We start from the raw sequence: 23,230 nt of genomic DNA on the forward strand, positions 1-23,230 counted from the left end.
GGGCCGCCCCCGGGCCGAACCGTCGGAGAGCTATTTGAGGACCAGTTTCGCGGGCTGGCTGAGCTTGGTGCCCACCCGGGCGAACACCTCGTACGTCCCGGCGGGCACGACCGGGCCGTTGGCCAGGCCGTCGGCGCACCGGCTGCTGTCCTTGCCGTTCCAACTGACCAGGTAGGAGCGTTCGAAGCCGGGAGTGAAGGACTGCACGTCCGACCCAGCGGCCGTGCCGCAGGTGTCCGAGGACCAGACCACCTCGGCACCGGCCTTGATGTACAACTCCTGGGCGGTGGCACCGACGTCCCGGCTGCACGTGCGATCCGACCGGTTGCGGACCTTCAGGTGCAGGTCGACGGTGGCGCCGGAGGCCACCTGCGCGGGCAGCGGCACGGCGGTCACCGAAAGTTCAGAGTCCGCGCAGTTTCCCTCGTCCGACACCGGGTTGACCGCTGGCGGGTCGTTGCTGAGGCTCCGCTCACTCTCCGGAGTGGTGGGGTCGGTCTCCTCGCCGGAGGCGGAGGGATCGGCCCCGGCGTCACCGGACGGCGGCGCGCCGGTCTGCGGCGTGAGCACCGAGCCTGTCGGGTCCGGCGTGCCGGTCGCCGCGCCCGGATCGGGACGGCCGTCATTGCTCGCGTCGTTGCCCCCGTTGGGCCCGTTACACGAGTAGAGCAGGACAATCAGGAAGAGCAGCACCGCACCGAGCACGACGGCACGACGCCGCCAGTACACGGTGGGAGGCAGGGGGCCGACCGTCAGACGCATGATGTCACCACCGTAGCGGCGGCGGGTGCGGCGGACCGCAGCGACGCGCCGTGGCCCACCTGACCCATCGGATCCGACCCTCCATTCACGACAGTTCGCCTCGGCGACGGTCACTCAGCGCGACTGCCTCAGAGGTAGACCTTCCGCTGGTAGATCGCGTGCGCGCCAGCCACCCGGTCCAGGAACAGCAGTCCGGCGCAGTGGTCGATCTCGTGTTGCAGGGCGCGCGCCTCGAAGCCGTCCGTCACCAGCCGTACGCTTTCGCCGCTACCGGGCAGCACGCCCTCCACCACCAGCCGGGTCGCGCGCTTCACATCGCCGGTCAGGTCCGGCACTGACATGCAGCCTTCCCGGCCCGCCTTCCACCGGGTCGCCTCCACCACCCGAGCGTTGCAGAGCACGAAGACGCCGTGCCCGGTGACCGTCTTGGGGTGCCCGGTGACGTCCACCGCGAAGACCTGGGCACTCACCCCGACCTGCGGGGCGGCCAGACCCACGCACCCGGGCGACACCCGCATGGTGGCGACCAGATCGGCCGCCAGCCGCACGGTCTCCTCGGCGGTCGGGTCGACCTCCGCTCCCGGCCGACTGAGCACCGGGTCCGGGGCGGCGACCACCGGGACGACCCGGCCGCTGCCCAGTGACTCAGGCGTCCAGTCGCCGAGGCCCACGTAGACATCGGACCGCTCCTCCACGTGCGGCCCATCCGGCGCGCCGCTCACAGCATGTCCGGTAGGGCGGGCCGGAGGGTCACCTCGACACCGAGCCCGGCGGCGGCCTCGTTCAACCGGTCGGCGAGCTCACCGGCCGTGCCCGGGGGCAGCTCCACCTCGGCGACCACCACGTAGAGCGGACCAGCCAGGCGGGTGCTCAGGTCGGTGACATTGCCGCCGGCGTCGGCCAGCACCCGGGTCATCTCGGCCACGATGCCCATCCGGTCGGCACCGTGCACCGCCATCACGTACGGGTCGCCTGCCGGTGCCGTCTCGCCGTCGGGTGTCACCGCGCGTACGGTGGCCAGCAGTTGACCGTCGGCGGCCAGTGGCGCCAGTGCGGTCTCGACCTCGGCGGCGGCCGGGCCGACGCAGATCAGGGTCATCGCGAAGTGCCCCCGCAGGCGGGTCATGGTGCTGTCGGTGAGGTTGGCACCGAGCCGGGCGAGCACCTCGGCGACGTCAGCCACGATGCCGGGCCGGTCCCGACCGATGACGGTGATCGCGAGCTCGTTCATCCGGGCATTCTGCCCGATCGTCACCCGCTGTCGGCGGCGACCCACCCCACCGTCCATACGGCGGGACCGAGGTGCGTGACATCATCGGCGACGCGATGACAGAACTCTCCTTCGCCGGTCGGGTGAGCCGGTGGTACGAGCAGCACGCACGGGACCTGCCGTGGCGTCGCCCCGGCGTCACTCCATGGGCGATCCTGGTCAGCGAGGTCATGCTCCAGCAGACTCCGGTCGCCCGGGTGATACCGGCCTGGCAGGCGTGGCTGGAGCACTGGCCGACCCCGGCCGCCCTGGCCGCATCCAGTCCGGCGGAGGCGATCCGGATGTGGGGGCGACTCGGCTATCCCCGCCGGGCGCTCCGGCTGCACGACTGCGCGACGGCGCTCGTGGAGCGTCACGGCGGTGAGGTGCCGGACCGGTTGGAACAGCTGCTGGCGCTGCCCGGGGTCGGCACGTACACCGCCCGGGCGGTCGCCGCCTTCGCGTACGGCCAGCGTCACCCGGTGGTCGACACCAACGTACGCCGGGTGGTCTGCCGGGCGGTTGCCGGCGAACCGGACGCCGGCCCGACCACCCGACCCGCCGATCTGGTCGCCACCGAGGAACTCCTGCCCGCCGATCCGGCTGCCGCCGCCCTGGCCAGCGCCGCCATCATGGAGCTGGGGGCGGTCGTCTGCACGGCCCGGTCCCCTCGCTGCCCAGCCTGCCCGGTCGAGTCGACCTGCGCCTGGCGGGCGTCGGGGCTTCCCGCGCCGGCCGGTCCGACCCGCCGCCCTCAGCGGTACTCGGGCACCGACCGGCAGGTACGCGGCCTGCTGCTGGGAGTGCTCCGGGAAGCCACCGGCCCAGTGCCGCACCAGCGTCTGGATCAGGTCTGGGCGGACGACGTGCAGCGCGCCCGGGCCCTCGCCGGACTGGTCACCGACGGACTGGTCGAGCCGGTCGGGGAGACCTCGTTCCGGCTGGTCGGGGATGGACCGCCGGCACCGGTGACGAACTGACTGAGGGCCGGCCCGTGTGGGCCGGCCCTCAGTCGCGTGTTTCGAGGAGGATCAGGCGGAGTAGCCGCGGCTGGCGATCCAGTCGGCCAACGCGTCGGTGCTGATCCAGTATTCGGCCCGAGCGGCGTCGGCCGAGTCAGCGATCTTCATCTGATCGCCGCCGTGGCGGTAGCCGGTCACCGCGATGTAGTGACCACCGTCGAAGGTGTGGCTACCCCCGTCGAGGTCGGTGGCGGTGCCGACGACGTTGGCCACCACGCCCCGGCCGTCGTCGATGGCGCGGACGACGTCCTCACGCAGCCGGTCGGTCTCGGCGCGGTCGGCACTCTGGCCGGGGATCTCCACCGTGCGGTAGAGGTCCTTGCCGGCCTTCCGGTTGAGGGCCTCGGTGATCAGGTACGCCGAGTCGGTCCCGCGTTCGGTGGTGCCCATCTCGCGGGCCAGGTCGTCCTGGGAGACTTCCTTGTTCAGGATGCTCAGGGTGTTCCGCACCGCGGCCGGGCCGCAGTAGTAGAAGTTCGGCTGCGCCTCGTAGCGGACCTTCAGCTGTCGCTCACCCTTGCCGTGTCCTCGCTCGGTCACGGCGCCCAGCGGGTTGCCCGTCGGCGGGGCCGCCAACGCGCCCACCGGGCCGGCGATCATTCCACCGGCGCAGACGGCACCGGCGGCGGTCAGGGCAGCCTTGCGGATCGGGCTAGTCATGATCGTTGCCTTCCGTCTCGGGGGATCGACACGAAACCGGGAAAAGGAGGATGCGGATACCGCGTCGGGAGAAGGGGGCGGCTGGAACGCCTGCCCCGGGCTACAACGGCCTCGGGTGGGCCCGGCATTTCCGGGCGGCGGAGGCACAGGCCGTCGCGGTTACTCCTCGTACAACGGCCGCGAGGGCGGGTCAATGCCCGGACAAACCGTGACCGCCGTCACGACAAGTGACCTTTTAATCGGTCAAACCACTCAGCCGGTCAGCTGGGTGCCCAACCTGCCCACCGCGGCGTGCCACCGCTCGACCGCGCACCAAGGGCCCCAGCGACGCAGTCGGTCGCCGCATTCGCCCCGTAGGCCGGGCTGAGTGGGCTACCCCCCGGCCTACCGAGCCGCCCCCGGGACAGAAGGCGGCGGCCCGGTGGCTGTGTGCCACCGGGCCGCCGTTACTTCGGTTGACGAGCTACTCGTCCGTGCCTGTCGAGGCCGCCGTGCCGCCGAGGTCGGCCGGTACGGCGTCCGGCACCTGCACCGGCCGGTCAGACCCCTTGAAGACAAGCTTCGACTTGTCGGTGTTGTCGGGATCGCCTTCGCAGTCCACCACCACGATCTGACCCGGGGTCAGCTCGTTGAACAGGATGCGCTCGGAGAGGTTGTCCTCGATGTCGCGCTGGATGGTGCGACGCAGCGGACGCGCCCCGAGCACCGGGTCGAAGCCCTTCGCGGCCAGGTACTTCTTGGCGTTGTCGGTCAACTCCAGGCCCATGTCCTTGTTCCGCAGCTGGGTCTCGATCCGGCTGATCATGATGTCGACGATCGACAGGATCTCGTTCTGGCGCAGCTGGTGGAACACGATGGTGTCATCGATCCGGTTGAGGAACTCCGGCCGGAAGTGCTGCTTGAGTTCGTCGTTGACCTTCTGCTTCATCCGGTCGTAGTTCGACTCGGAGTCCTCCGAGGCCTGGAAGCCCAGCGACACCGCCTTGGCGACATCCCGGGTGCCCAGGTTCGTGGTCAGGATGATGACCGTGTTCTTGAAGTCCACGATCCGGCCCTGACCGTCGGTGAGCCGACCGTCCTCCAGGATCTGCAGCAGCGTGTTGAACACATCCGGGTGGGCCTTCTCGATCTCGTCGAACAGCACCACGCTGAACGGCCGACGCCGCACCTTCTCGGTCAGCTGCCCGCCCTCGTCGTAGCCGACGTAGCCGGGAGGGGCACCGACGAGCCGGGACACCGTGTACCGGTCGTGGAACTCGGACATGTCCAGCTGGATCAGGGCGTCCTCGCTGCCGAACAGGAACTCCGCGAGAGCCTTGGACAGCTCGGTCTTACCCACCCCGGACGGGCCGGCGAAGATGAACGAGCCCGACGGACGCTTCGGGTCCTTCAGACCTGCCCTCGTGCGTCGGATCGCCTTCGACACCGCCTTGACCGCGTCTTCCTGGCCGATGACGCGCTTGTGCAGCTCGTCCTCCATGCGCAGCAGACGCGAGGTCTCCTCCTCGGTCAGCTTGTAGACCGGGATGCCCGTCCAGTTGCCCAGCACCTCAGCGATCTGCTCGTCGTCGACCTCACTGACGACGTCCAGATCACCGGCCTTCCACTCCTTCTCCCGCTGCGCCTTCTGGCCCAGCAGCTGCTTCTCCTTGTCCCGCAGCTGCGCGGCCCGCTCGAAGTCCTGCGCGTCGATCGCGGACTCCTTGTCGCGGCGCACCTGCGCGATCCGCTCGTCGAAGTCACGCAGGTCCGGCGGCGCGGTCATCCGACGGATCCGCATCCGCGCACCCGCCTCGTCGATCAGGTCGATCGCCTTGTCCGGCAGGAACCGGTCGGAGATGTAGCGATCAGCCAACGTCGCCGCCGCCACCAACGCCGCGTCGGTGATCGACACACGGTGGTGCGCCTCGTACCGATCCCGCAAGCCCTTGAGGATCTCGATGGTGTGCGCCAACGACGGCTCACCGACCTGGATCGGCTGGAACCGTCGCTCCAGCGCCGCGTCCTTCTCCAGGTGCTTGCGGTACTCGTCCAACGTCGTCGCGCCGATGGTCTGCAACTCACCTCGCGCCAACATCGGCTTCAAGATGCTCGCGGCGTCGATCGCACCCTCCGCCGCGCCCGCACCCACCAGCGTGTGGATCTCATCAATGAACAGGATGATGTCGCCGCGGGTGCGGATCTCCTTGAGCACCTTCTTCAGGCGCTCCTCGAAGTCACCCCGATACCGCGACCCCGCCACCAACGCACCGAGGTCAAGCGTGTACAGCTGCTTGTCCTTCAGCGTCTCCGGCACCTCGCCCTTGATGATCTTCTGAGACAGCCCCTCCACCACAGCCGTCTTGCCCACACCCGGCTCACCGATCAGCACCGGGTTGTTCTTCGTCCGGCGGGAGAGCACCTGCATCACCCGCTCGATTTCCTTCTCCCGCCCAATGACCGGATCGAGCTTGCCCTCACGGGCAGCCTGCGTCAGATTCCGCCCGAACTGGTCCAAGACCAGACTCGTCGACGGCGCAGCCTCACCCGGAGCCGTCCCCGCCGCCGCCGGTTCCTTGCCCTGATAGCCCGACAGCAACTGGATCACCTGCTGACGAACCCGGTTCAGGTCCGCCCCCAGCTTCACCAACACCTGCGCGGCCACACCCTCGCCCTCACGGATCAACCCCAACAGGATGTGCTCCGTGCCGATGTAGTTGTGGCCCAGCTGCAACGCCTCGCGCAGCGACAGCTCCAGCACCTTCTTAGCCCGAGGCGTGAACGGAATATGCCCACTCGGCGCCTGCTGGCCCTGACCAATAATCTCCTCAACCTGCTGGCGAACGCCCTCCAGAGAGATCCCCAAGCTCTCCAGAGCCTTCGCCGCCACACCCTCGCCCTCATGGATGAGGCCCAACAGGATGTGCTCCGTACCGATGTAATTGTGGTTGAGCATCCGGGCCTCTTCCTGGGCCAGGACGACAACCCGTCGCGCTCGGTCGGTGAACCGCTCGAACATGCCCTCGTGCTCCTCACGTGCCGTGCGCACTCGATCTTGGTGGTCAAGACTCTCGGCGGGGCCGGATACGCGAGCGCCCAGGACGGGCGTCCGCGCCTCATTACTCTATCGCCGCGAGCCGACTCGGCTGACCTCGTGTGTCTGCCTCGTAGGCCCGATACGCGTCGTTTTGCACAACCATCCACGCTCAGCGGGTGTTCCGGGCGTGGTCCGTGTACGCGCAGAGCGAAATTCGGCCCGCTGGCCGGGACCTCCGGGAGCGCCGCACGGAGGCGCCCCCGCCCCGGGGACGGCATCACCACGGCACCATCCACAGGTTGTGGACAAGTTATCCACCACCTGTGGACAACGCGCGGTAGGCCCCGGACAGTCCCGGGAACGACGACGCCGGCCCGGAGAGTCTCCGGGCCGGCGTCGTGAACTACGGTGCGTACCTGATCTCAGTGACCGGCCTTCGAGTGGTACTCGTCGACGATCTCCTGGGGGATCCGGCCCCGGTCCGAGATGTCCTTGCCCGCCTTGCGTGCCCAGGCTCGGATGGCCTTGTTCTGCTCACGGTCAGCGGTGGCACCGCCCCGACCACGGGCGGCCCGGCCGCCCACGACCACACCGCCGCGACCGACCTTGGTGCCGTGGGCGATGTACGGCGCGAATACGTCGCGCAATTTCTCTGCGTTCGAACCGGACAGGTCGATCTCGTACTGAACGCCATCGAGCGCGAACTTGACGGTCTCGTCCGCGTCCCCGCCGTCCAGGTCATCGACCAGCTTGTGAATGATCTGCTTGGCCACGTCCCACATTCCTTTCGAGCAGGGGTAGCTCCTGCCAACTGCAAGAGCACAATAACCCGCCTGATGCTTGTCGCGTCAATAGGATGCGGTAAGGAGCCGGAAAGTTTCCGTACGACTACTCCGGGCGGACCAAGGGGAAGAGGATGGTTTCCCGAATTCCGAGGCCGGTCAGCGCCATCAGGAGGCGGTCGATTCCCATTCCCATGCCACCGGACGGTGGCATTCCGTACTCCATGGCCCGGAGAAAGTCCTCGTCCAGTCGCATCGCCTCGTCGTCGCCCCGGGCGGCCAGTTGCGCCTGGGCCACCAGCCGCTCCCGCTGCACCACCGGGTCGACCAGCTCGGAGTACGCGGTGCCCAGCTCGAAGCCGAGCACGTACAGGTCCCACTTCTCGGCCAGGCCCGGCTCGCTGCGGTGGGACCGCGTCAACGGACTGGTCTCCTCGGGGTAATCCCGAACGAAGGTGGGTGCCTCCAGGCCGGGTACCACCAACTCCTCGAAGAGTTCCTCGGCCAGCTTGCCCGGCCCCCACTTGGGGTCGACGGACATGCCCACCTTGTCCGCGTACTCGACCAGCCGAGCGCGCTCGGTGTGGACCGTGACCTCCTCTCCGAGCGCCTCGGAAAGGACACCGAAGAGAGTGACCGAACGCCACTCACCGCCGAGGTCGAACTCCCGCCCGTCAGCGTGAGTGACCACCGTCGATCCGGAGACCGCGATCGCCGCCTGCTGGACGAGATTACGGGTCAACTCCGCCATCGTGTTGTAGTCGCCGTACGCCTCGTACGCCTCCAGCATGGCGAACTCGGGTGAGTGCGAGGAGTCGATGCCCTCATTACGGAAGTTGCGGTTGATCTCGAAGACCCGCTCGACGCCACCGACGACGGCACGCTTCAGAAACAGTTCCGGAGCGATTCGGAGATACAGATCGGTGTTGAGCGCATTGCTGTGGGTCACGAAAGGCCGAGCCGCAGCGCCCCCATGGAGCAACTGCAACATCGGCGTCTCCACCTCCAGGTAGCCCTCGGCGTGCAGCGAATCGCGCAGACTGCGCAACGCCGCCGCCCGGGTACGCACCATCTGCCGCGCCTGCGGGCGGACGATCAGGTCGACATAGCGCTGCCGGACCCGGGCCTCCTCGCTGAGCGGCTTGTGTGCCACCGGAAGTGGCCGCAGCGCCTTGGCAGTGACCGCCCACTCCTCGGCCAGCACCGACAACTCACCCCGGCGGCTGGTGATCACCTCACCGGTGACCCCCACGTGGTCACCGAGATCCACCAGACGCTTCCAGTCCTCCAGGCGCTCCGCGCCGACCCGGTCCAGCGACAGCATGGCCTGCAACTCGGTGCCGTCGCCGTCGCGCAAGGTGGCGAAGCAGAGCTTGCCGGTGTTCCGTACGAAGATCACCCGGCCGGTGACCGAGACCCGGTCGCCGGTGGCGGTGTCGGTGGGCAGATCCGCGTAGCGCTCGCGCAGCTGACGCAGCGAGTCGGTACGCGGGTAGCCGATCGGATAGGGCTGCACACCGTCGGCGAGCATCCGGTCCCGCTTCTCCCGGCGGACCTTCATCTGCTCGGGAAGGTCGTCGGCGGGGTCGACTGGCACGGGGCTCTGCTGGGTCACGGCACGCTTCCTCGGCGGGAGAATTCAGACGGGGTCAAGCCCAGAGCGTACTCAAGCCCCCGAACCCCCGTTACCGGATAACCCACCCCCATGACCCACCCCACCCAGCAGGCCCGGCGCCGCCCCCGCACGCTCCACTCGCAAAGAAGCTTCACAGAAGCCCAAGGAACGGATGGCGCTGGCCGCCGAAGGTTCCGGGCAGCCCGACCGGCGCAGGGATCAAGCCTGATAGCCCGGAGCCGGTCGGGTCGCCGGAACCCCCAACCGCAACAGAATCAGAGGTTTCGCTCGTAGACCATGCGCAGCCCGATCAACGTGATCATCGGTTCGTGGTGCGTGATGGTCCGGCACTCGTTGAGCACCAGCGAGGCCAGCCCACCGGTGGCGATCACCGCCTTCAGCTCGCCCATCTCGGCAGCCATCCGCTCCACGATCCGGTCCACCTGGCCAGCGAACCCGAAGTAGAGGCCCGCCTGGAGGCATTCGACGGTGTTCTTGCCGATGACCGAGCGGGGTCGGGTCGCCTCGACCTTGCGGAGCTGGGCGGCGCGGGCGGCGAGCGCGTCGAAGGAGATCTCGATGCCGGGGGCGAACGCGCCACCGAGGAACTCACCCCGCCCGCTGATCACGTCGAAGTTGGTGGTGGTGCCGAAGTCGACGACGATCGAGGGGCCGCCGTAGAGGGTGTACGCGGCCAGCGTGTTGACCACCCGGTCCGCGCCGACCTCCTTCGGGTTGTCGATGGCCAGTTGCACCCCGGTGCGTACGCCGGGCTCGACGATGACGCTCGGCAGCTCGCCGTAGTAGCGGGTGAGCATGGTCCGCAGGGAGCGCAGGGCCGCCGGAACCGTCGAGCAGGCGGCCACGCCGGTGATCTCGACGGCGTCACCGGCGAGCAGTCCCCGGAACATCAGACCCAGCTCGTCGGCGGTCGAACGGGCGTCGGTCTTGATCCGCCAGGAGTGCACCAGCTTGTCGCCGTCGAAGGTCGCCAGCACGGTGTTGGTGTTCCCGATGTCGATGCAGAGCAGCACGCACGCAGCCTAGACGGGTTCAGTCGGTGCGCAGGTCCAGGGCGATGTCCAGGATCGGTGAGGAGTGGGTGAGCGCGCCGACGGAGAGGAAGTCGACGCCGGTCGCGCCCACCGCCGCCGCGTCGGCGATGGTCAGCCCACCGGTCGCCTCCAGCTCGGCCCGATCACCGACGGCGGCGACCACCTCGGCGAGCACCGTCGGCGGCATGTTGTCCAGCAGCAGGAAGTCCGCCCCGGCCTCGACCGCTTCCACCGCTTCGGCGAGGGTGTCCACCTCCACCTGCACCGGCACGTCCGGGAACGCTTCCCGGACCCGGCGGTAGGCGGCGGCGACGCCACCCGCCGCGAACTTGTGGTTGTCCTTGACCATCGCGACGTCGTGCAGGCCCATCCGCTTGTTGGTGCCGCCACCGGCACGGACCGCGTACTTCTCCAGGGCACGCAGCCCGGGCGTGGTCTTGCGGGTGTCCAACACCATCGCCTTGCTACCGGCCAACGCGTCGGCCCAGGCCCGGGTGTGGGTGGCCACCCCGGACATCCGGCAGAGCAGGTTGAGGGCGGTCCGTTCGGCGGTGAGCAGCACCCGGGTGGGGCCGGTGACCGTGGCCAGCACATCCCCGCGCGCCACCCGCTCGCCGTCCTGTGCCACCAGCGTGACGTCGACGGTACGCCCGGCCCTGGTGACCTCGGCGGTCAACTCGAACACGGCGGCGGCGACGGCCAGTCCGGCCACCACGCCGTCGGCGCGGGCCACCACGTCGGCGTTGTCCGTCTGCGTCGCCGGGATGGTGGCGACGCTCGTCACGTCGAGGCCGTCCGGGCCGAGGTCCTCCACGAGCGCGTTCTCGATGATCCGGCGCACCTGGTCCGGGTCCAGCCCGGCCGCGCGCAACATCCGTTCCGTCTCGCCGGTCATCGCGTCTCCTCCCACCGGGTGGTCAACCGTCCCTGTCCGTCGACCGCGCCGACCAGGTGACCGAGCCACCGCTCGTCGGCCGTCGGAAAGTCCTCCCGCCAGTGGCAGCCCCGGGTTTCCTGCCGGGCGTACGCCGCAGCGACCAGCGTGGCGGCCACCGTCAGCAGGTTCGTCGCCTCCCAGTCGGCGGTGCGCGGGGTACCGCGAGCACCGCCCAACTCGACCAGGTCGGCGGCGGTCGTGGTGAGCGTCGCGGCCGAGCGGAGCACCCCGGCACCGCGGGTCATCGCCCGCTGCAACACCGGCGTCGTCGCGGCCGGTAGCACCCACCCACCCTCGCCCCGCCACACCCCGGTGTCCGCCGGGCGTGCCTGCTCGGGCAAACCGGAGGCGATGTCGTCGGCGATCCGCCGGGAGAAGACCAGCCCTTCCAGCAGCGAGTTGCTGGCCAGCCGGTTGGCGCCGTGCACGCCGGTGCAGGCGACCTCGCCGCAGGCGTACAGGCCGGGAATGGAGGTCCGACCGCGCCGGTCGGTGCGGACCCCACCGGAGGCGTAGTGCGCGGCCGGCGCCACCGGGATCAGGTCGGTGCCCGGGTCGACGCCGATGGCCAGGCACGACGCCACGATCGTGGGGAACCGTCGGGCCAGGAAGTCACCGCCGAGATGGCGGGCGTCGAGGTGGACATGGTCGTCACCGGTGGCCAGCAGCACCCGGTGGATGCCCTTGGCGACCACGTCCCGTGGCGCCAGCTCGGCCAGTTCGTGCTGGCCGAGCATGAAGCGCTTCCCGTCGGCGTCCACCAGGTGCGCGCCCTCGCCCCGCAGCGCCTCGGAGACCAGCGGCTGCTGGGCGTGGCCGGCGCCGGGCACCCGAGGGTGCTCGGGAACGATCAGCGCGGTCGGGTGGAACTGCACGAACTCGACGTCGGTGACCGCCGCACCGGCCCGCAGGGCCAGGGCGACCCCGTCGCCGGTGGAGACCGCCGGGTTGGTGGTGGCCGCGAAGATCTGCCCCATCCCGCCGGTGGCCAGCACGACCGCGCGGGCCAGCAGGGCGCCGACGCCGTCCTCGCTGCCCTCACCGAGGACGTGCAGCGTGATCCCGCACGCGGCACCGAGCCCACCCGGACCGTCGCCGGGGGCCCGGAGCAGGTCCAGCACCAGCGCGTGCTCGACGAGCCTGATCCATGGATCGCGCCGGACCGCCTCGTGCAGCGCCCGCTGCACCTCCGCGCCCGTCGCGTCGCCGCCCGCGTGCACGATGCGGTCGGTCCGGTGCCCGCCTTCCCGGGTCAGCATCAACGAGCCGTCGTCGTTGCGGTCGAACTCGGCACCGAGGCGCATCAGTTCCCGCAGCCGGGTCGGCCCCTCCTCCACCAGCACGCGGACCGCCGCCGGGTCACACAGGCCCACACCGGCGATCTCGGTGTCGGAGGCGTGCATGGCCGGGGTGTCGGCCGGGTCGAGCACGGCGGCGATACCGCCCTGCGCCCATCTGGTCGAGCCCTCGTCGATGTCGACCTTGGTGACCACGGTGACGTGCAGGCCCGCCTCACGAAGATGTAGGGCGGCGGTCAGCCCGGCCACCCCGGAGCCGACCACGATCACGTCGGTGGTCTCCACCCAGCCCGGCTCTGGGGCGGCCAGCCGGCTCGGCAGCGCCGGCAGGCCGACGGTCGGTAGGTCCATGCCCACAGTCAACCCGAATGCCTTTCGCCCCGGGCGGCGGGGGCGGGACGAGTGGTTCCGGCTACTTCGTCCGGAGCGGGAGTCCGTCCGGACCGGCGCCCTTGAGCGTCCCGGTCACCTGGCGGTTGCTGAGCCACAGATAGCAGCGGATCCCCCGGTCACCCACCCGCCACCGACCGGCGCTGGGCGGACGCACCACCACATCGGTGCGGAAGACCAGGTCGGTGTCGTCCGGCAGGCCGGCGAAGCGGGCCAGCACCGAGCGGCACCCGGCGTAGAAGGGGGCCCAATGGGCGTTTCGCGTCGGGTACGGGCCCTCCGGTGCCGGCCAGACACCGGCGAACTCGGCGTCGTGGCGCTCGGCGCACGCCACCGGAACCAGGGACTGCACCACACCGTTGCTGTTGGTACGTGTCTGGTGGCAGCTCAGGCGCAGCGCCGAAGCCGTCCGGAGCACGTCGCGCAGCGACCCGGTACGCACCACGACCTTGGCACCCGCGTCCACCGTGTCGACCTCCATCAGGTCGCAGCGGTACCAGCGGGAGCCGGTCGCCCAGCCCGGCTCGGACGGTACCGCGACCGCCAACCGCAGCCGCCCGGCCCGCCAGTTGTCGCCCACGTAGCCGTTGGCCCGGTTGTCGCACTCGGCGAAGGCGGTACGCAGTTCCGCCGAGCCGGTGGGTGGTGGTGCGCTCCGCTCGGCGGGAAAGGCGCCCACGTGCACCGTCTCCACCCGGTGCGGTTCGGCGCAGTCCACCGGCGCGTACGCCCCGACCGACACCACCTGGGCGAAGTCGGCCTCGTGACAGACTCCGGCGGCCGGGGTGAACGGCCCGGGTGGCGGCAGTGCGGCCCAGTCGTCGACCAGGTCGCCATCCAGCCCTCCGGTCGACCCACAGCCGGCCAGCAGCGCTGCCACCATGAAGGTCGCGACCAGGGCTCTCGTCGCACGTGGCATGGCGCCGCCTCCCCCAGTCAGCGGCCGTCCCCCGACGGCGCCTTCAGGGTAACCAGAAATGACCTTCTGGTGACAGACCGGAATCACGGCATGATCGTCGTGACCGGTGGGAGGTGTCGCCGGTAGGGACACGCCGACGACGTCTGGCGTCCGGAGCTACACCGACAGCGGGTTGGGCACCGGTGCACCGGCGGTGCCGGGCGCGGCGGTGGCCGGATCGGCATCGAGGTCGACGACCCGGTTGTCCGCGTCCACATGCACCACCCGAGGGCGGTACGCGCGGGCCTCGGCGTCGTCCATCTGCCCGTACGCGATCAGGATGATCAGATCGCCCGGCTGGACCAGGCGGGCGGCGGCGCCGTTGATGCCGATCACGCCGCTGCCCCGCTGCCCCGGGATGACGTACGTCTCCAGCCGGGCGCCGTTGGTGATGTCGACGATCGCCACCTGCTCACCCGGCAGCAGGTCGGCGGCGTCGAGCAGGTCCTCGTCGACGGTCACCGAACCGACGTAGTGCAGGTCCGCCTGGGTCACCGTGGCCCGGTGGATCTTGGACTTGAGCATCGTGCGGAACATCGGGATGCCTTTCGCGGGGTTGGTGGTCAGCGAGCCGGGTCGAGCAGGATCGGGGCGTTGTCGATCAGCCGGGTGTCGCCCACCCAGGCCGCCACGAGCAGCCGGGCGGGACCTCGGACCGGCCCGGGCTCCAGGTCCGGATCGGTGAGCACCAGGTAGTCCAGCCGCGCTCCCGATTCGCCGGTGCCGAAGGCGGCGTGCGCCGCGGTCAGCACCGCGGCGGCATCGCGTCCGGCCGAGGCGGCCTCCGCACCGGCCCGCAGCGCCCGGGACAGGCTCAGCGCCACCTTCCGCTCAGCCGGTGAGAGGTAGCGGTTGCGGCTGGACAGGGCCAGACCATCCGGCTCCCGTACGGTGGGCACCCCGATCACCTCGACCGGGACGTCCAGGTCCCGGCACATCCGCCGGACCAGGGTCAGCTGCTGGTAGTCCTTCTCACCGAAGAAGGTCAGATCGGCCTGGGTGAGCTGGAGCAGCTTCAGCACCACGGTGAGCACGCCGTGGAAGAACCCCGGACGGCTCAGTCCTTCCAGGTCCTCGCCGAGCGACCCGGGATTGACCCGCACCGCCGGCTCACCGCCGGGGTACATCTCCGCCACGGACGGCGCGAAGACCAGGTCCGCGCCGGCCCGCCGACAAATCTCAAGATCAGATTCAAGGGTACGCGGATAGCGGTCGAAGTCCTCGTTCGGCCCGAACTGGAGCGGATTCACGAAGATCGTCACGATCACGTGGTCGGCGCGCGACCGGGCCTCCCGCAGGAGGGCCTCGTGCCCCTCGTGCAGCGCCCCCATGGTCATCACCACCCCCACCGTTCCGGTGCGGGCGGCTCGCGCCCTGGCCAGATCGGCGCGGGTGTGCACCAACTCCGTCACGTGATCCACCTCGTTCGGCATCTGCCCTCCCCCGACGGTCACGCCGCCACCTGACTTCCGTACCCGTCCAGGACGCCGAGCAGCGCCGTCGCGTCGGCCGGACGCAGCCGACCGGACGCGACGGCCCGTTCGGCGGTACGCCGAGCCAGGACGAGGTAGGGCTCGACCGAGTCGGGCGCGGTGGCGGCTAGTCGGGCCAGGTGCCGCCGCACCGTCCCCGCGTCACCGCGCGAGACCGGGCCGGTCAACGCCTCGTCGCCGAGGCGCAGCGCGTTCTCCAGCGCGGCACGCAGCAGCGGTGCGAGCACCTTCTCGGGCTGACCCACCCCGGCGTCGCGCAGCCAGTCGGCCGCCTCGTTGACCAGGGTCACCAGGTGGTTCGCGCCGTGCGCCAACGCCGCGTGATACAGCGGCCGGTCCGCCTCGGCGATCCACTCGGGCACCCCACCGAGATCGACCACCAGGCGGGCGGCCAGCGGGCGCAGCTCGGCCGGCGCGGTCACCCCGTACGAGACGCCGGGCAGCCGACCGAGGTCGTCGGGCGTACCGGCGAAGGTCATCGCGGGATGCAGCGCCAGCGGACGGGCACCGGCCGTGCCGACCGGGGCCAGCACCGCCAAACCGTGTGCTCCGGACGTGTGCGCGACCACCTGACCGGGACGCAGTGCGCCGTCCGCCGTCAGGTCGGCCACCACCCCGGCCAGCGCGTCGTCCGGCACAGTGATCAGCAGCAGGTCGGTGGCAGCTCGCGCGACCTCGACGACCGAGCGGCGGGAGACCGTCGGCAGGAGCAGCGCCAGGCGCGCCTGGGAGGCGCCGGAGGCACCGCTGGCGGCTACCACCCGGTGACCGGCGGCAGCCAACGCGGCGCCCAGGGTGGCACCCACCCGTCCGGCGCCGATGATGCCGACGGTGAGCACGCTCGGGAAGGCGACCTGGGACGATGTCGCGGTCGCGGGCCGCCCACGGGCGGCCGAGTGGGTGCGCAGCGGTGCGCTCATGTCACGATCCAGTCCTCGAGGCGGGTACCGGTCGGGGCAAGTATGCGTCGCTGACGCCGATCCGAAACAAGAAGGTGTGAAATCGTTCACCGGCGGTGTGAGGAGGGCCCTATGTCGATGCGCTGGCGGGACGCGATGCGTCAGGCGCTCTACGGGCCCGAGGGCTTCTTCGTCTCCGGCGCGGGTCCGGCGGCCCACTTCCGCACCAGCGTGCACGCCTCGCCGATCTTCGCCTCGGCGCTGCTCCGGCTGATCCACCATCTGGACGCCGCCCTGGACTTTCCTGAGCCGTTCCATGTGGTGGACGTGGGGGCGGGACGGGGTGAGCTGCTGGGTGCTCTCGCCGTGGGGGTTGCCGGGACCACCACAGCCGCCGCGCGTCCGCCCGGCGTCCTCGACCAGTCGCCGTCCGCGCCGGTTCCGCTGGCTCGGCGGGTACGGTTCACCGCCGTCGAACTGGCCCCACGTCCCGAGCACCTTCCCGACCAGATCACCTGGACAGCTGAGATTCCCACCGCCATCACCGGCCTGCTGCTGGCCACCGAGTGGCTCGACAACGTCCCCCTCGACCTGGCCACCCACGCCGACGACGGCTGGCGGTATCTCCTCGTGGACCCCACCACCGGAGCCGAGACGACCGGCGAACGGATCAGCCCCGCTGACCTCGACTGGCTGACCACCTGGTGGCCTCCCCAGCCCGAGAGAGACGGGTCGATCCCGGCCACGTCGGGCTGCCCGGAAACCCCCACAGAAAGAGCGGAGATCGGGCGGACGAGAGACGAGGCGTGGGCGGACGCGGTCGGCCACGTCGACCGGGGACTCGTGGTGACCGTGGACTACGGGCATCTGCGCGAGGAGCGGCCGTTCGGCGGGACGTTGACGGGCTACCGGGGCGGGCGGCAGGTGCCACCGGTACCGGACGGCTCCTGCGACGTCACCGCACACGTCGCCATGGACTCGGTCGCCTCCGCCGGTGAGCGGGTCGCCCGGTGTGCGTACGTCCTGGCCGCACAGCGGAAGGCGTTGCGCGCGCTCGGGGCCGACGGCGGACGACCGCCGCTGAGCCTGGCCTCCAGCGACCCGGCCCGCTACCTGCGGGCGCTGGCCAGCACGTCGGCGGCGGCCGAGCTGACCGATCCGGCCGGGCTCGGCGGCCACTGGTGGCTGTGCCAGCCGGTCGGCCTGCCCGCCGACCGGCTGCCGTTCCTCGCGACGCTGACCGAGAACACCGACGGCGTACGCGGCTGACGGGCGCGCGCCGCTCGGCACGGTGGTTCATGGCACGATGGCGGACATGACCACGGGCGATCTGCGCGAGCTGACCGTCGGCACCGGGGCGGGACTGGTGCCGGGCACCGGCGGGGAGCAACTCGGCGCGGACATGGTGCTGAACATCGGCCCCCAGCACCCGTCCACGCACGGCGTGCTGCGCCTCAAGCTCGTCCTCGACGGCGAGCGGGTACTCAGCGCCGAACCGATCGTCGGGTACATGCACCGCGGTGCGGAGAAGCTGTTCGAGGTACGCGACTACCGGCAGATCATCGTGTTGGCCAACCGGCACGACTGGCTGTCGGCGTTCGCCAACGAGCTGGGCGTGGTGCTCGCCGTGGAACGGCTGATGGGCATGGAGGTCCCCGAACGGGCCACCTGGCTGCGGATGGCGCTCGCCGAGTTGAACCGGGTACTCAACCACCTGATGTTCCTCGGCTCGTATCCACTGGAGATCGGCGCGATCACCCCGATGTTCTACGCCTTCCGGGAACGGGAGACTCTCCAGGCGGTGATGGAGGAGGTCTCCGGCGGGCGGATCCACTACATGTTCAACCGGGTCGGTGGTCTGAAGGAGGAGGTGCCCGCCGGCTGGACCGGGCGGGCCCGAAACGCCATCGGCGAGGTGCGGCGGCGGATGCCGGACCTGGACAACCTGATCCGGCGCAACGAGATCTTCCTGGCCCGCACCGTCGGCGTCGGCGTGCTGTCGGCGGCCGACGCGGCCGCGTTCGGCGCCTCCGGTCCGGTCGCCCGAGCCTCCGGGCTCGACCTCGACCTGCGCCGGGACGAGCCGTACCTGGCCTACGACCAGCTCGACGTCCCGGTGGTGACGAAGACGGCCGGCGACTGCCACGCCCGTTTCGAGGTGCTGCTCGACCAGGTGTACGCCTCGCTCGACCTGGCGGAGCAGTGCCTGGACCGGGTCGACCAGTTGACCGGGCCGATCAACACCCGGCTACCCAAGGTGCTCAAGGCACCTGAGGGACACACGTACGCCTGGACGGAGAACCCGCTCGGCATCAACGGCTACTACCTGGTCTCCCGGGGCGAGAAGACACCGTGGCGGCTGAAGCTGCGTACCGCCTCGTACGCGAACGTGCAGGCCCTGGCAACCCTGCTGCCCGGCTGCCTGGTGCCGGACCTGATCGCCATCCTCGGCTCGATGTTCTTCGTGGTCGGCGACGTCGACAAGTGACGGCCACCCGGCCAGTGCCGGTCGGCGACGGTCAGCGCCAGCGGCCACCGTCGTGCGGCGCGGGACCGTAGCCGGGCTCCTCCGCATGGTGCCGTCGGCCGTACGGCTCCGCACCCGGACGCTGACCCCATCCGGGCCCCGGCTGGTAGCCGTGCGCCGGCTCCGGGGCGTAGCCGGCGACCGGTTCGGGCTGCTGCCCGGGCACTGGTTCGGGCTGGTAGCCGCGTTGGCGCGGCGGACGCCAGTCCTGCGGTACCGGCACTCCACCGGCGGGCAACGCCGGACGGCTCTCCGGCTCACCCCAGCCGTCCCGCCACGCGTCGTCGCCCGCCGCCTCCCGGCGTGGCTCGTCGCGGCGTACGCTCGCCCAGCGGTCCTCCATCCGGTATTCGGTGCCGCCCGGATCGGTGTGCACCTCGGCCCGGCGCTCCCCGACGCGCAGCTCGCGGCCCCGGTCGTCGTCGCGTACCGCCGCCCAGCGGTCTCCGGCCCGCAGTTGCGCCCAGTACTCCCCGGTGTCGTCCGCCCGATGCCCCCGGGCCACCGGTGCCGGGTCGGCCGGAGCCTCCCATTGCCGACCGGCCGAGTCCCAGCTCCGGTCGTCGCGCGGGCCCGCCCAGTCAGGACCGTCCGGCGAGGGCCCGCCGGGATAGGCCGGGCCACCGCCGCGCGGGGTGGACCAGTCGTCCCGCCCGGCCGACCATCTGCTCTCTTCCCGTGGCGGCGACCAGGAGTGGTCCGCCTCGTGCCGCGGGCCGGACCGGGGCCGTTCGTCGTCACGGAACGAGCCGGACCAGGAACGCTCCTCCTCGGCCGCCGAAGACCAGGAACGTTCGTCCGGGCGTTCCCCGGCCGACCAGCGGGGACTGTCGTCCCGGCGGGAACGGTCGCCACCGTCGGACCAGGAATGGTCGTCCCGGTCGGCGCCGCGCCTGTGCTCCCCGGTCGGTGTGCCCGACCACGTCGACGGGTAGCCGCCGGACTCACCCACGATCGTGTGCCGGGTGGTCACGTGCACCGTCTCGGTGTGCCGGACCACCCCGAGCGGCCTCGGCCCCGGCTCACCCGGGCGGTGTTCCGGCTCGGCGCGGGACGGTGAACCGTAGACACCGGCAGACCCGCTGGCTGGACGGTCCTGGCCGGGCCCTGGTCGCGGCCTGTCGTAGCCGCCGGTCGGGCCGGGCTGGGCGGTGCCGTACACCCCGGCCGGCCGGTCGGCCTGTTGCGCCCGTGCTTCCGGTGCCGCCACCCGGGCCCGCCCCGCACCGGGCGCCTCGTCGTTGGCGGGCGAGGCGACGCCACCGGCCTCGACCCGTCGACGCAACCCGGCCACCACGTCCTGGACCCGTTGGACCTCGTCGAGCGCCTGGTTACCGCGCTGGGCGGCGGCCACGATCTCGCCGCGCAACTCGCGCCGCAGCTCGTCGACCTCCGCGCGGAACTCCTCGGAGTACTGCCCGCCGCCGTCGGTACGCAACGCGATGGAGAGCCCGATCAGCACCACCGCCATGATGGCCAGCACCGCGGCGAACCGTAGTGGGCCGTTGCCGTCAGCGACCAGCAGTATCAGTGCCGCGACGGGAGCCAGTGCCACACCGCCCCAGAAGAGCACGGTGAGCAGCTTGCGCGGGTCGGCAGGCACCGGGGCAGGCATGGGTCCGCAGCCTACCGAGAGTTGCGTCACGTGGGAACGGCTCGACAGCCGGATCGCCGACGGGTTCGCCGAGGTGCGCCGGTTGCCGCGAACCGGGCAAACGAGGACGGCACCCCGGCCAGCTCGGCCGGGGTGCCGTCAGATGTCGCGAGGGCTCAGCCCTGGGCGTACGCCGCGTCGGTCGAGAAGACCAGGCCGACGCTGATCGTGCCGTTGCGCAGACCCGTCTTGGTCAGCGGGCCACCGCCGTCGAGCGAGGAGAACGAACCGACGGTCAACCCGTAGGTCTGCTCCAGGCCGGGCTTGCAGAACGGGCGCTCCTGGCACTCCGGCGGGCCACCCAGCACCGTCGCCGCACCCGAGCACTTCTCGGCCAGTTCGGAGAGGGTCCGTACGCCGTACTTGTCGGCGAACTCCTGCGTCACGGCGAAAGCGTTCTGGGTCTGTGCCGCTGCCGGCGCGCCGAAGGTGAGGCCCACCTTCTCACCCAGGTCACGCAGCGCGGTGACGGTCTTGTCCACGTCCGGCGAGGAGACCGGCTGTCCGCCGCTGTTCGCCTTGCCGTTGAGGAACTCGGCGATGGTGGCCGCGTACTCCGGGACGACCTGGATCTCGCCCTTCTCCAGGGCCGGCTCGTACAACTCCCGGTTGCCGATCTGCTGCACGGTGACCTGGTAGCCCGCCGCAGCAAGCTGGATCTTGTAAAGCTCGGCGATGATCTCACTCTCGGTGAAGTTGCCCGCCCCCACCGTGATCCGTCCACCCGGGCCCTTCTCCACGCCCTCGGTCAACGAGTTGGCGTCGGCGAACTCCTTCGCCGCGGCCTGCGCGCTCTTGCGATCCACGTCGACCGCCTTGTTGAGCTGCACCAGCTTCGGCGTGTCGAGCACCGCGGAGACCTTGTCGAGCGCGGCGATCAGCTGCGGCGTCGCCACCTCGCTGTTGACCGCCGGGATGATGTTGTCCGCGTTCTGGAGCGACTTGTCGTCCTCCAGCGCGATCAGCTGCTCGCCGGCCACCGGGGCGCAACCCTCGCCCGAGGCGCCCTGCTGGGGTGCCTCGGTGCCGGACGAGCCCGCGTCACCGCAGCCCGCCAGCACCGTCGCCGCCGCGACCGCCCCCACCACCGCGATAGACAGCCTTCTACCTGCGCGCATCCGCCCGCCTTCCGTGTCCCGGCGCGGCCCGGGTGGACCGGCCGCGTGTCCGACGGGCGACTCGCCCTTCGGCCGCCCGCGATCTCCACCCAACATCCTGACGCGCGCCTCCGACAACCCGAGAAGCCATTCGTCACCAGAACGTCACCCATCGGGGTCGTCGCGCCGTGAGCGACCACACGGCACGGCGTGTGGTGACCGGACCGCACGCCCGGATGCACGGCGAGTGACCGCGCGGCGCGGTGTGCCGTCGGCCGAGACTTGCGCTGGGGCATGGGCACCACAGCGCGGACGCCCGGCGATCAGGACCCGGTGACGGCGTCCGCCGCACGTCGCCCGGCACGATGCCGGGCCCGCCGCAGCGGCCGGGGAGTGACCAACCGTTCGACCAGGGCGAAGATCAGTTCGACGCTGACCGCGAGCCCGGCGACCAGTAGCCCACCGGCCAGGATCTGACCACCGCCGACCGCGATGCTCAACCCGAATCCGAAGCGGATGATCTCGCCCAGGCCGCCGCCGTTGACGAAGGTCGCCAGCGCCGCCGTGGCGACCACCTGGACGGCGGCGGTCCGGAAACCGGCCGCGAGATAGGGCACCGCCAGCGGTAGCTCCACCCGCCGCAGCACCTGCGCCCCGGTCATCCCCATGCCACGGGCCGCCTCCCGGGTCTGCGCATCGACCTGCCGCACCCCGGTGTACGCGTTCGCCAGCAGCGGCGGCACGGCGAAGACCGCCAGGGCCACCACCACAGCCGGTCGGCCGAACCCGAGGAACGTCAACGGAAGGATGGTGAGCAGGGCGAGGGTGGGCACCGCCAGGGTGAGGTTGGAGACGAGCACCACCAGCCCACCGCCCCGGCCGGTGTGGCCCAGCCAAAGGCCCAGCGGCCAGGCCACCAGACAACCCAGCAGCACCGCCGTGGCCGAAATGCTGACGTGCTCGCCGAGCCGGTCCAGGATGCCGCCCGGGTTCGTCCAGTTGAGCGGATCGTTGAGCCAGACCACCGCCTGGGACACCGGATTCATCGCGCTCCCCGACCGTCCCGGACCCGCCGTCCCCCGTCGTTCGCGCGGACCATCCCGATGCCCCTCCGTCGCGTCGTCACGTTCAACCAGCCCGCCCGCGCAGCCACGGCGTGAGCAGCCGACCGGCCCCGATCAGGAGCAGGTCGAGCACCAGGGCCAACAGGACACAGAGCAGCGTCCCGGTCATGATCTGTGCCTTGTAGAGGTTGTTCTGGAAACCGGCGAAGATGATCTGCCCGAGCCCACCCCGCCCGATCACCACTCCGACGGTCACCAGAGCCACCGTGGAGACCGTGGCCAACCGCAGGCCGGTCAGAATGCCCGGTAAGGCCAACGGCAACTCGATCCGCAACAGTCGACCCCACCGGCCGTAACCCATCCCCTCGGCCGCCTCCCGGACCTCCGCCGGCACCTGGTTGAGCCCGGCAACGGTGTTGCGCACGATCACCAGCAGCGCGTACAGCACCACCACGCTCAGCACGGTCGCCACACCGATGCCCAGATAGGGGGCGACGAATGCGAACAGGGCCAGGGAGGGGACCGTGTAGAGCACCCCGGTGAGTGCGAGAATCGGCCCGGTGAGTGGCCGGAACCAGTAGGCCACCACCGCCAGCGGGATGGCGATCAACGCCGCGATGAGCACCGCCCGGAGGGTCAGCGTGGTGTGCTCGCGCAGGGCGTTGAGCACCGTCTCCGAGTTGTCCCGCACGTACTGCCAGGAGAACCACGGGTTACCCGGATCAGCCCGGTAGCTCAGGCGGAAGGACATA

General features: G+C 70.8%; 21 protein-coding genes. 3 read left to right on the forward strand and 18 right to left on the reverse strand.

Features of this window, described 5'->3' with window-relative positions; genetic code table 11:
* Nucleotides 1–30 precede the first annotated feature (30 nt).
* The 3 genes from ACLQ2S_RS02585 to ACLQ2S_RS02595 form a co-directional block, all read right to left on the reverse strand.
* Complete coding sequence (locus tag ACLQ2S_RS02585) at nt 31–762, reverse strand: hypothetical protein (RefSeq protein ID WP_155214394.1); 732 nt, start codon at nt 760–762, stop codon at nt 31–33.
* Between the two features lie 128 nt (nt 763–890).
* The gene (locus tag ACLQ2S_RS02590) at nt 891–1,457 is read right to left on the reverse strand and encodes a peptide deformylase (protein WP_375335280.1); all 567 of its coding nucleotides are present in this window, start codon (nt 1,455–1,457) and stop codon (nt 891–893) included.
* 23 nt (nt 1,458–1,480) lie between these two features.
* Nucleotides 1,481–1,993, reverse strand: a complete 513-nt coding sequence (locus ACLQ2S_RS02595) for a glycine cleavage system protein R (protein WP_155214393.1) — start codon at nt 1,991–1,993, stop codon at nt 1,481–1,483.
* 95 nt (nt 1,994–2,088) lie between these two features.
* On the opposite strand from ACLQ2S_RS02595, the gene ACLQ2S_RS02600 reads away from it, so the two are divergent.
* Nucleotides 2,089–2,991 (forward strand): A/G-specific adenine glycosylase, encoded by a 903-nt coding sequence (locus ACLQ2S_RS02600; protein WP_425701052.1) that lies wholly within the window; start codon nt 2,089–2,091, stop codon nt 2,989–2,991.
* Nucleotides 2,992–3,042: 51 nt separating this feature from the next.
* Here the strand turns inward: ACLQ2S_RS02600 and ACLQ2S_RS02605 are convergent, their stop codons facing one another.
* The 11 genes from ACLQ2S_RS02605 to ACLQ2S_RS02655 all read right to left on the reverse strand — a co-directional run bounded on the left by ACLQ2S_RS02605 (nt 3,043) and on the right by ACLQ2S_RS02655 (nt 16,157).
* Nucleotides 3,043–3,696, reverse strand: a complete 654-nt coding sequence (locus tag ACLQ2S_RS02605; RefSeq protein ID WP_309222581.1) for a C39 family peptidase — start codon at nt 3,694–3,696, stop codon at nt 3,043–3,045.
* Nucleotides 3,697–4,156: 460 nt separating this feature from the next.
* Complete coding sequence (locus ACLQ2S_RS02610; RefSeq protein WP_155214781.1) at nt 4,157–6,691, reverse strand: ATP-dependent Clp protease ATP-binding subunit; 2,535 nt, start codon at nt 6,689–6,691, stop codon at nt 4,157–4,159.
* A 440-nt stretch (nt 6,692–7,131) separates the two neighbouring features.
* Entirely contained in the window at nt 7,132–7,482 is a 351-nt protein-coding gene (locus tag ACLQ2S_RS02615) for a histone-like nucleoid-structuring protein Lsr2 (protein ID WP_308440940.1), read from the reverse strand.
* 115 nt (nt 7,483–7,597) lie between these two features.
* Complete coding sequence (lysS, locus tag ACLQ2S_RS02620; RefSeq protein ID WP_309222399.1) at nt 7,598–9,106, reverse strand: lysine--tRNA ligase; 1,509 nt, start codon at nt 9,104–9,106, stop codon at nt 7,598–7,600.
* A 275-nt stretch (nt 9,107–9,381) separates the two neighbouring features.
* Entirely contained in the window at nt 9,382–10,140 is a 759-nt protein-coding gene (locus tag ACLQ2S_RS02625; protein ID WP_309222398.1) for a type III pantothenate kinase, read from the reverse strand.
* A 19-nt stretch (nt 10,141–10,159) separates the two neighbouring features.
* Nucleotides 10,160–11,056 carry a carboxylating nicotinate-nucleotide diphosphorylase gene (gene nadC, locus ACLQ2S_RS02630; RefSeq protein WP_155214390.1) on the reverse strand — a complete coding sequence of 299 codons (897 nt, stop codon included), beginning with the start codon at nt 11,054–11,056 and terminating at the stop codon, nt 10,160–10,162.
* On the reverse strand, nt 11,053–12,747 hold the full coding sequence (locus ACLQ2S_RS02635; RefSeq protein ID WP_425701024.1) for an L-aspartate oxidase: 1,695 nt from the start codon (nt 12,745–12,747) through the stop codon (nt 11,053–11,055). Before ACLQ2S_RS02635 ends, nadC begins: the two co-directional genes overlap by 4 nt.
* Nucleotides 12,748–12,808: 61 nt before the next feature.
* Entirely contained in the window at nt 12,809–13,705 is an 897-nt protein-coding gene (locus tag ACLQ2S_RS02640; RefSeq protein WP_425701025.1) for a septum formation family protein, read from the reverse strand.
* A 156-nt stretch (nt 13,706–13,861) separates the two neighbouring features.
* Nucleotides 13,862–14,281, reverse strand: coding sequence for an aspartate 1-decarboxylase (gene panD / locus ACLQ2S_RS02645; protein ID WP_155214387.1), 420 nt, complete (start codon nt 14,279–14,281; stop codon nt 13,862–13,864).
* Nucleotides 14,282–14,307: 26 nt separating this feature from the next.
* On the reverse strand, nt 14,308–15,156 hold the full coding sequence (gene panC / locus ACLQ2S_RS02650) for a pantoate--beta-alanine ligase (protein WP_425701053.1): 849 nt from the start codon (nt 15,154–15,156) through the stop codon (nt 14,308–14,310).
* Between the two features lie 38 nt (nt 15,157–15,194).
* Complete coding sequence (locus ACLQ2S_RS02655) at nt 15,195–16,157, reverse strand: Rossmann-like and DUF2520 domain-containing protein (protein WP_425701026.1); 963 nt, start codon at nt 16,155–16,157, stop codon at nt 15,195–15,197.
* Nucleotides 16,158–16,268: 111 nt separating this feature from the next.
* On the opposite strand from ACLQ2S_RS02655, the gene ACLQ2S_RS02660 reads away from it, so the two are divergent.
* The gene (locus ACLQ2S_RS02660; RefSeq protein ID WP_425701027.1) at nt 16,269–17,405 is read left to right on the forward strand and encodes an SAM-dependent methyltransferase; all 1,137 of its coding nucleotides are present in this window, start codon (nt 16,269–16,271) and stop codon (nt 17,403–17,405) included.
* A gap of 37 nt (nt 17,406–17,442) precedes the next feature.
* Complete coding sequence (locus ACLQ2S_RS02665; protein WP_196222411.1) at nt 17,443–18,624, forward strand: NADH-quinone oxidoreductase subunit D; 1,182 nt, start codon at nt 17,443–17,445, stop codon at nt 18,622–18,624.
* A 31-nt stretch (nt 18,625–18,655) separates the two neighbouring features.
* On the opposite strand, the gene ACLQ2S_RS02670 is transcribed toward ACLQ2S_RS02665, so the two are convergent.
* From ACLQ2S_RS02670 to ACLQ2S_RS02685, 4 genes are all read right to left on the reverse strand, one after another.
* Complete coding sequence (locus ACLQ2S_RS02670) at nt 18,656–20,278, reverse strand: hypothetical protein (RefSeq protein WP_425701028.1); 1,623 nt, start codon at nt 20,276–20,278, stop codon at nt 18,656–18,658.
* A 155-nt stretch (nt 20,279–20,433) separates the two neighbouring features.
* Entirely contained in the window at nt 20,434–21,435 is a 1,002-nt protein-coding gene (locus ACLQ2S_RS02675) for a glycine betaine ABC transporter substrate-binding protein (protein WP_230462212.1), read from the reverse strand.
* A gap of 302 nt (nt 21,436–21,737) precedes the next feature.
* Nucleotides 21,738–22,460 carry an ABC transporter permease gene (locus ACLQ2S_RS02680; protein ID WP_155214382.1) on the reverse strand — a complete coding sequence of 241 codons (723 nt, stop codon included), beginning with the start codon at nt 22,458–22,460 and terminating at the stop codon, nt 21,738–21,740.
* An 82-nt stretch (nt 22,461–22,542) separates the two neighbouring features.
* Nucleotides 22,543–23,229, reverse strand: coding sequence for an ABC transporter permease (locus ACLQ2S_RS02685; protein ID WP_425701029.1), 687 nt, complete (start codon nt 23,227–23,229; stop codon nt 22,543–22,545).
* Nucleotide 23,230: the final 1 nt, after the last annotated feature.

This window comes from Micromonospora sp. DT48, assembly GCF_049844495.1.
In the GTDB taxonomy this organism is placed as follows: Bacteria; Actinomycetota; Actinomycetes; order Mycobacteriales; family Micromonosporaceae; genus Micromonospora.

Bases quoted from the DNA above. Each gene is read 5' to 3' on its own strand.
- ACLQ2S_RS02655 (WP_425701026.1), bottom strand. From the start codon at position 16,157: ATGAGCGCACCGCTGCGCACCCACTCGGCCGCCCGTGGGCGGCCCGCG.
- ACLQ2S_RS02660 (WP_425701027.1), top strand. From the start codon at position 16,269: ATGTCGATGCGCTGGCGGGACGCGATGCGTCAGGCGCTCTACGGGCCC.
- ACLQ2S_RS02680 (WP_155214382.1), bottom strand. From the start codon at position 22,460: ATGAATCCGGTGTCCCAGGCGGTGGTCTGGCTCAACGATCCGCTCAAC.
- ACLQ2S_RS02665 (WP_196222411.1), top strand. From the start codon at position 17,443: ATGGCGGACATGACCACGGGCGATCTGCGCGAGCTGACCGTCGGCACC.
- ACLQ2S_RS02585 (WP_155214394.1), bottom strand. From the start codon at position 762: ATGCGTCTGACGGTCGGCCCCCTGCCTCCCACCGTGTACTGGCGGCGT.
- ACLQ2S_RS02675 (WP_230462212.1), bottom strand. From the start codon at position 21,435: ATGCGCGCAGGTAGAAGGCTGTCTATCGCGGTGGTGGGGGCGGTCGCG.
- ACLQ2S_RS02640 (WP_425701025.1), bottom strand. From the start codon at position 13,705: ATGCCACGTGCGACGAGAGCCCTGGTCGCGACCTTCATGGTGGCAGCG.
- ACLQ2S_RS02635 (WP_425701024.1), bottom strand. From the start codon at position 12,747: ATGGACCTACCGACCGTCGGCCTGCCGGCGCTGCCGAGCCGGCTGGCC.
- ACLQ2S_RS02670 (WP_425701028.1), bottom strand. From the start codon at position 20,278: ATGCCTGCCCCGGTGCCTGCCGACCCGCGCAAGCTGCTCACCGTGCTC.
- ACLQ2S_RS02600 (WP_425701052.1), top strand. From the start codon at position 2,089: ATGACAGAACTCTCCTTCGCCGGTCGGGTGAGCCGGTGGTACGAGCAG.
- panD (WP_155214387.1), bottom strand. From the start codon at position 14,281: ATGTTCCGCACGATGCTCAAGTCCAAGATCCACCGGGCCACGGTGACC.
- ACLQ2S_RS02610 (WP_155214781.1), bottom strand. From the start codon at position 6,691: ATGTTCGAGCGGTTCACCGACCGAGCGCGACGGGTTGTCGTCCTGGCC.
- ACLQ2S_RS02595 (WP_155214393.1), bottom strand. From the start codon at position 1,993: ATGAACGAGCTCGCGATCACCGTCATCGGTCGGGACCGGCCCGGCATC.
- nadC (WP_155214390.1), bottom strand. From the start codon at position 11,056: ATGACCGGCGAGACGGAACGGATGTTGCGCGCGGCCGGGCTGGACCCG.
- ACLQ2S_RS02685 (WP_425701029.1), bottom strand. From the start codon at position 23,229: ATGTCCTTCCGCCTGAGCTACCGGGCTGATCCGGGTAACCCGTGGTTC.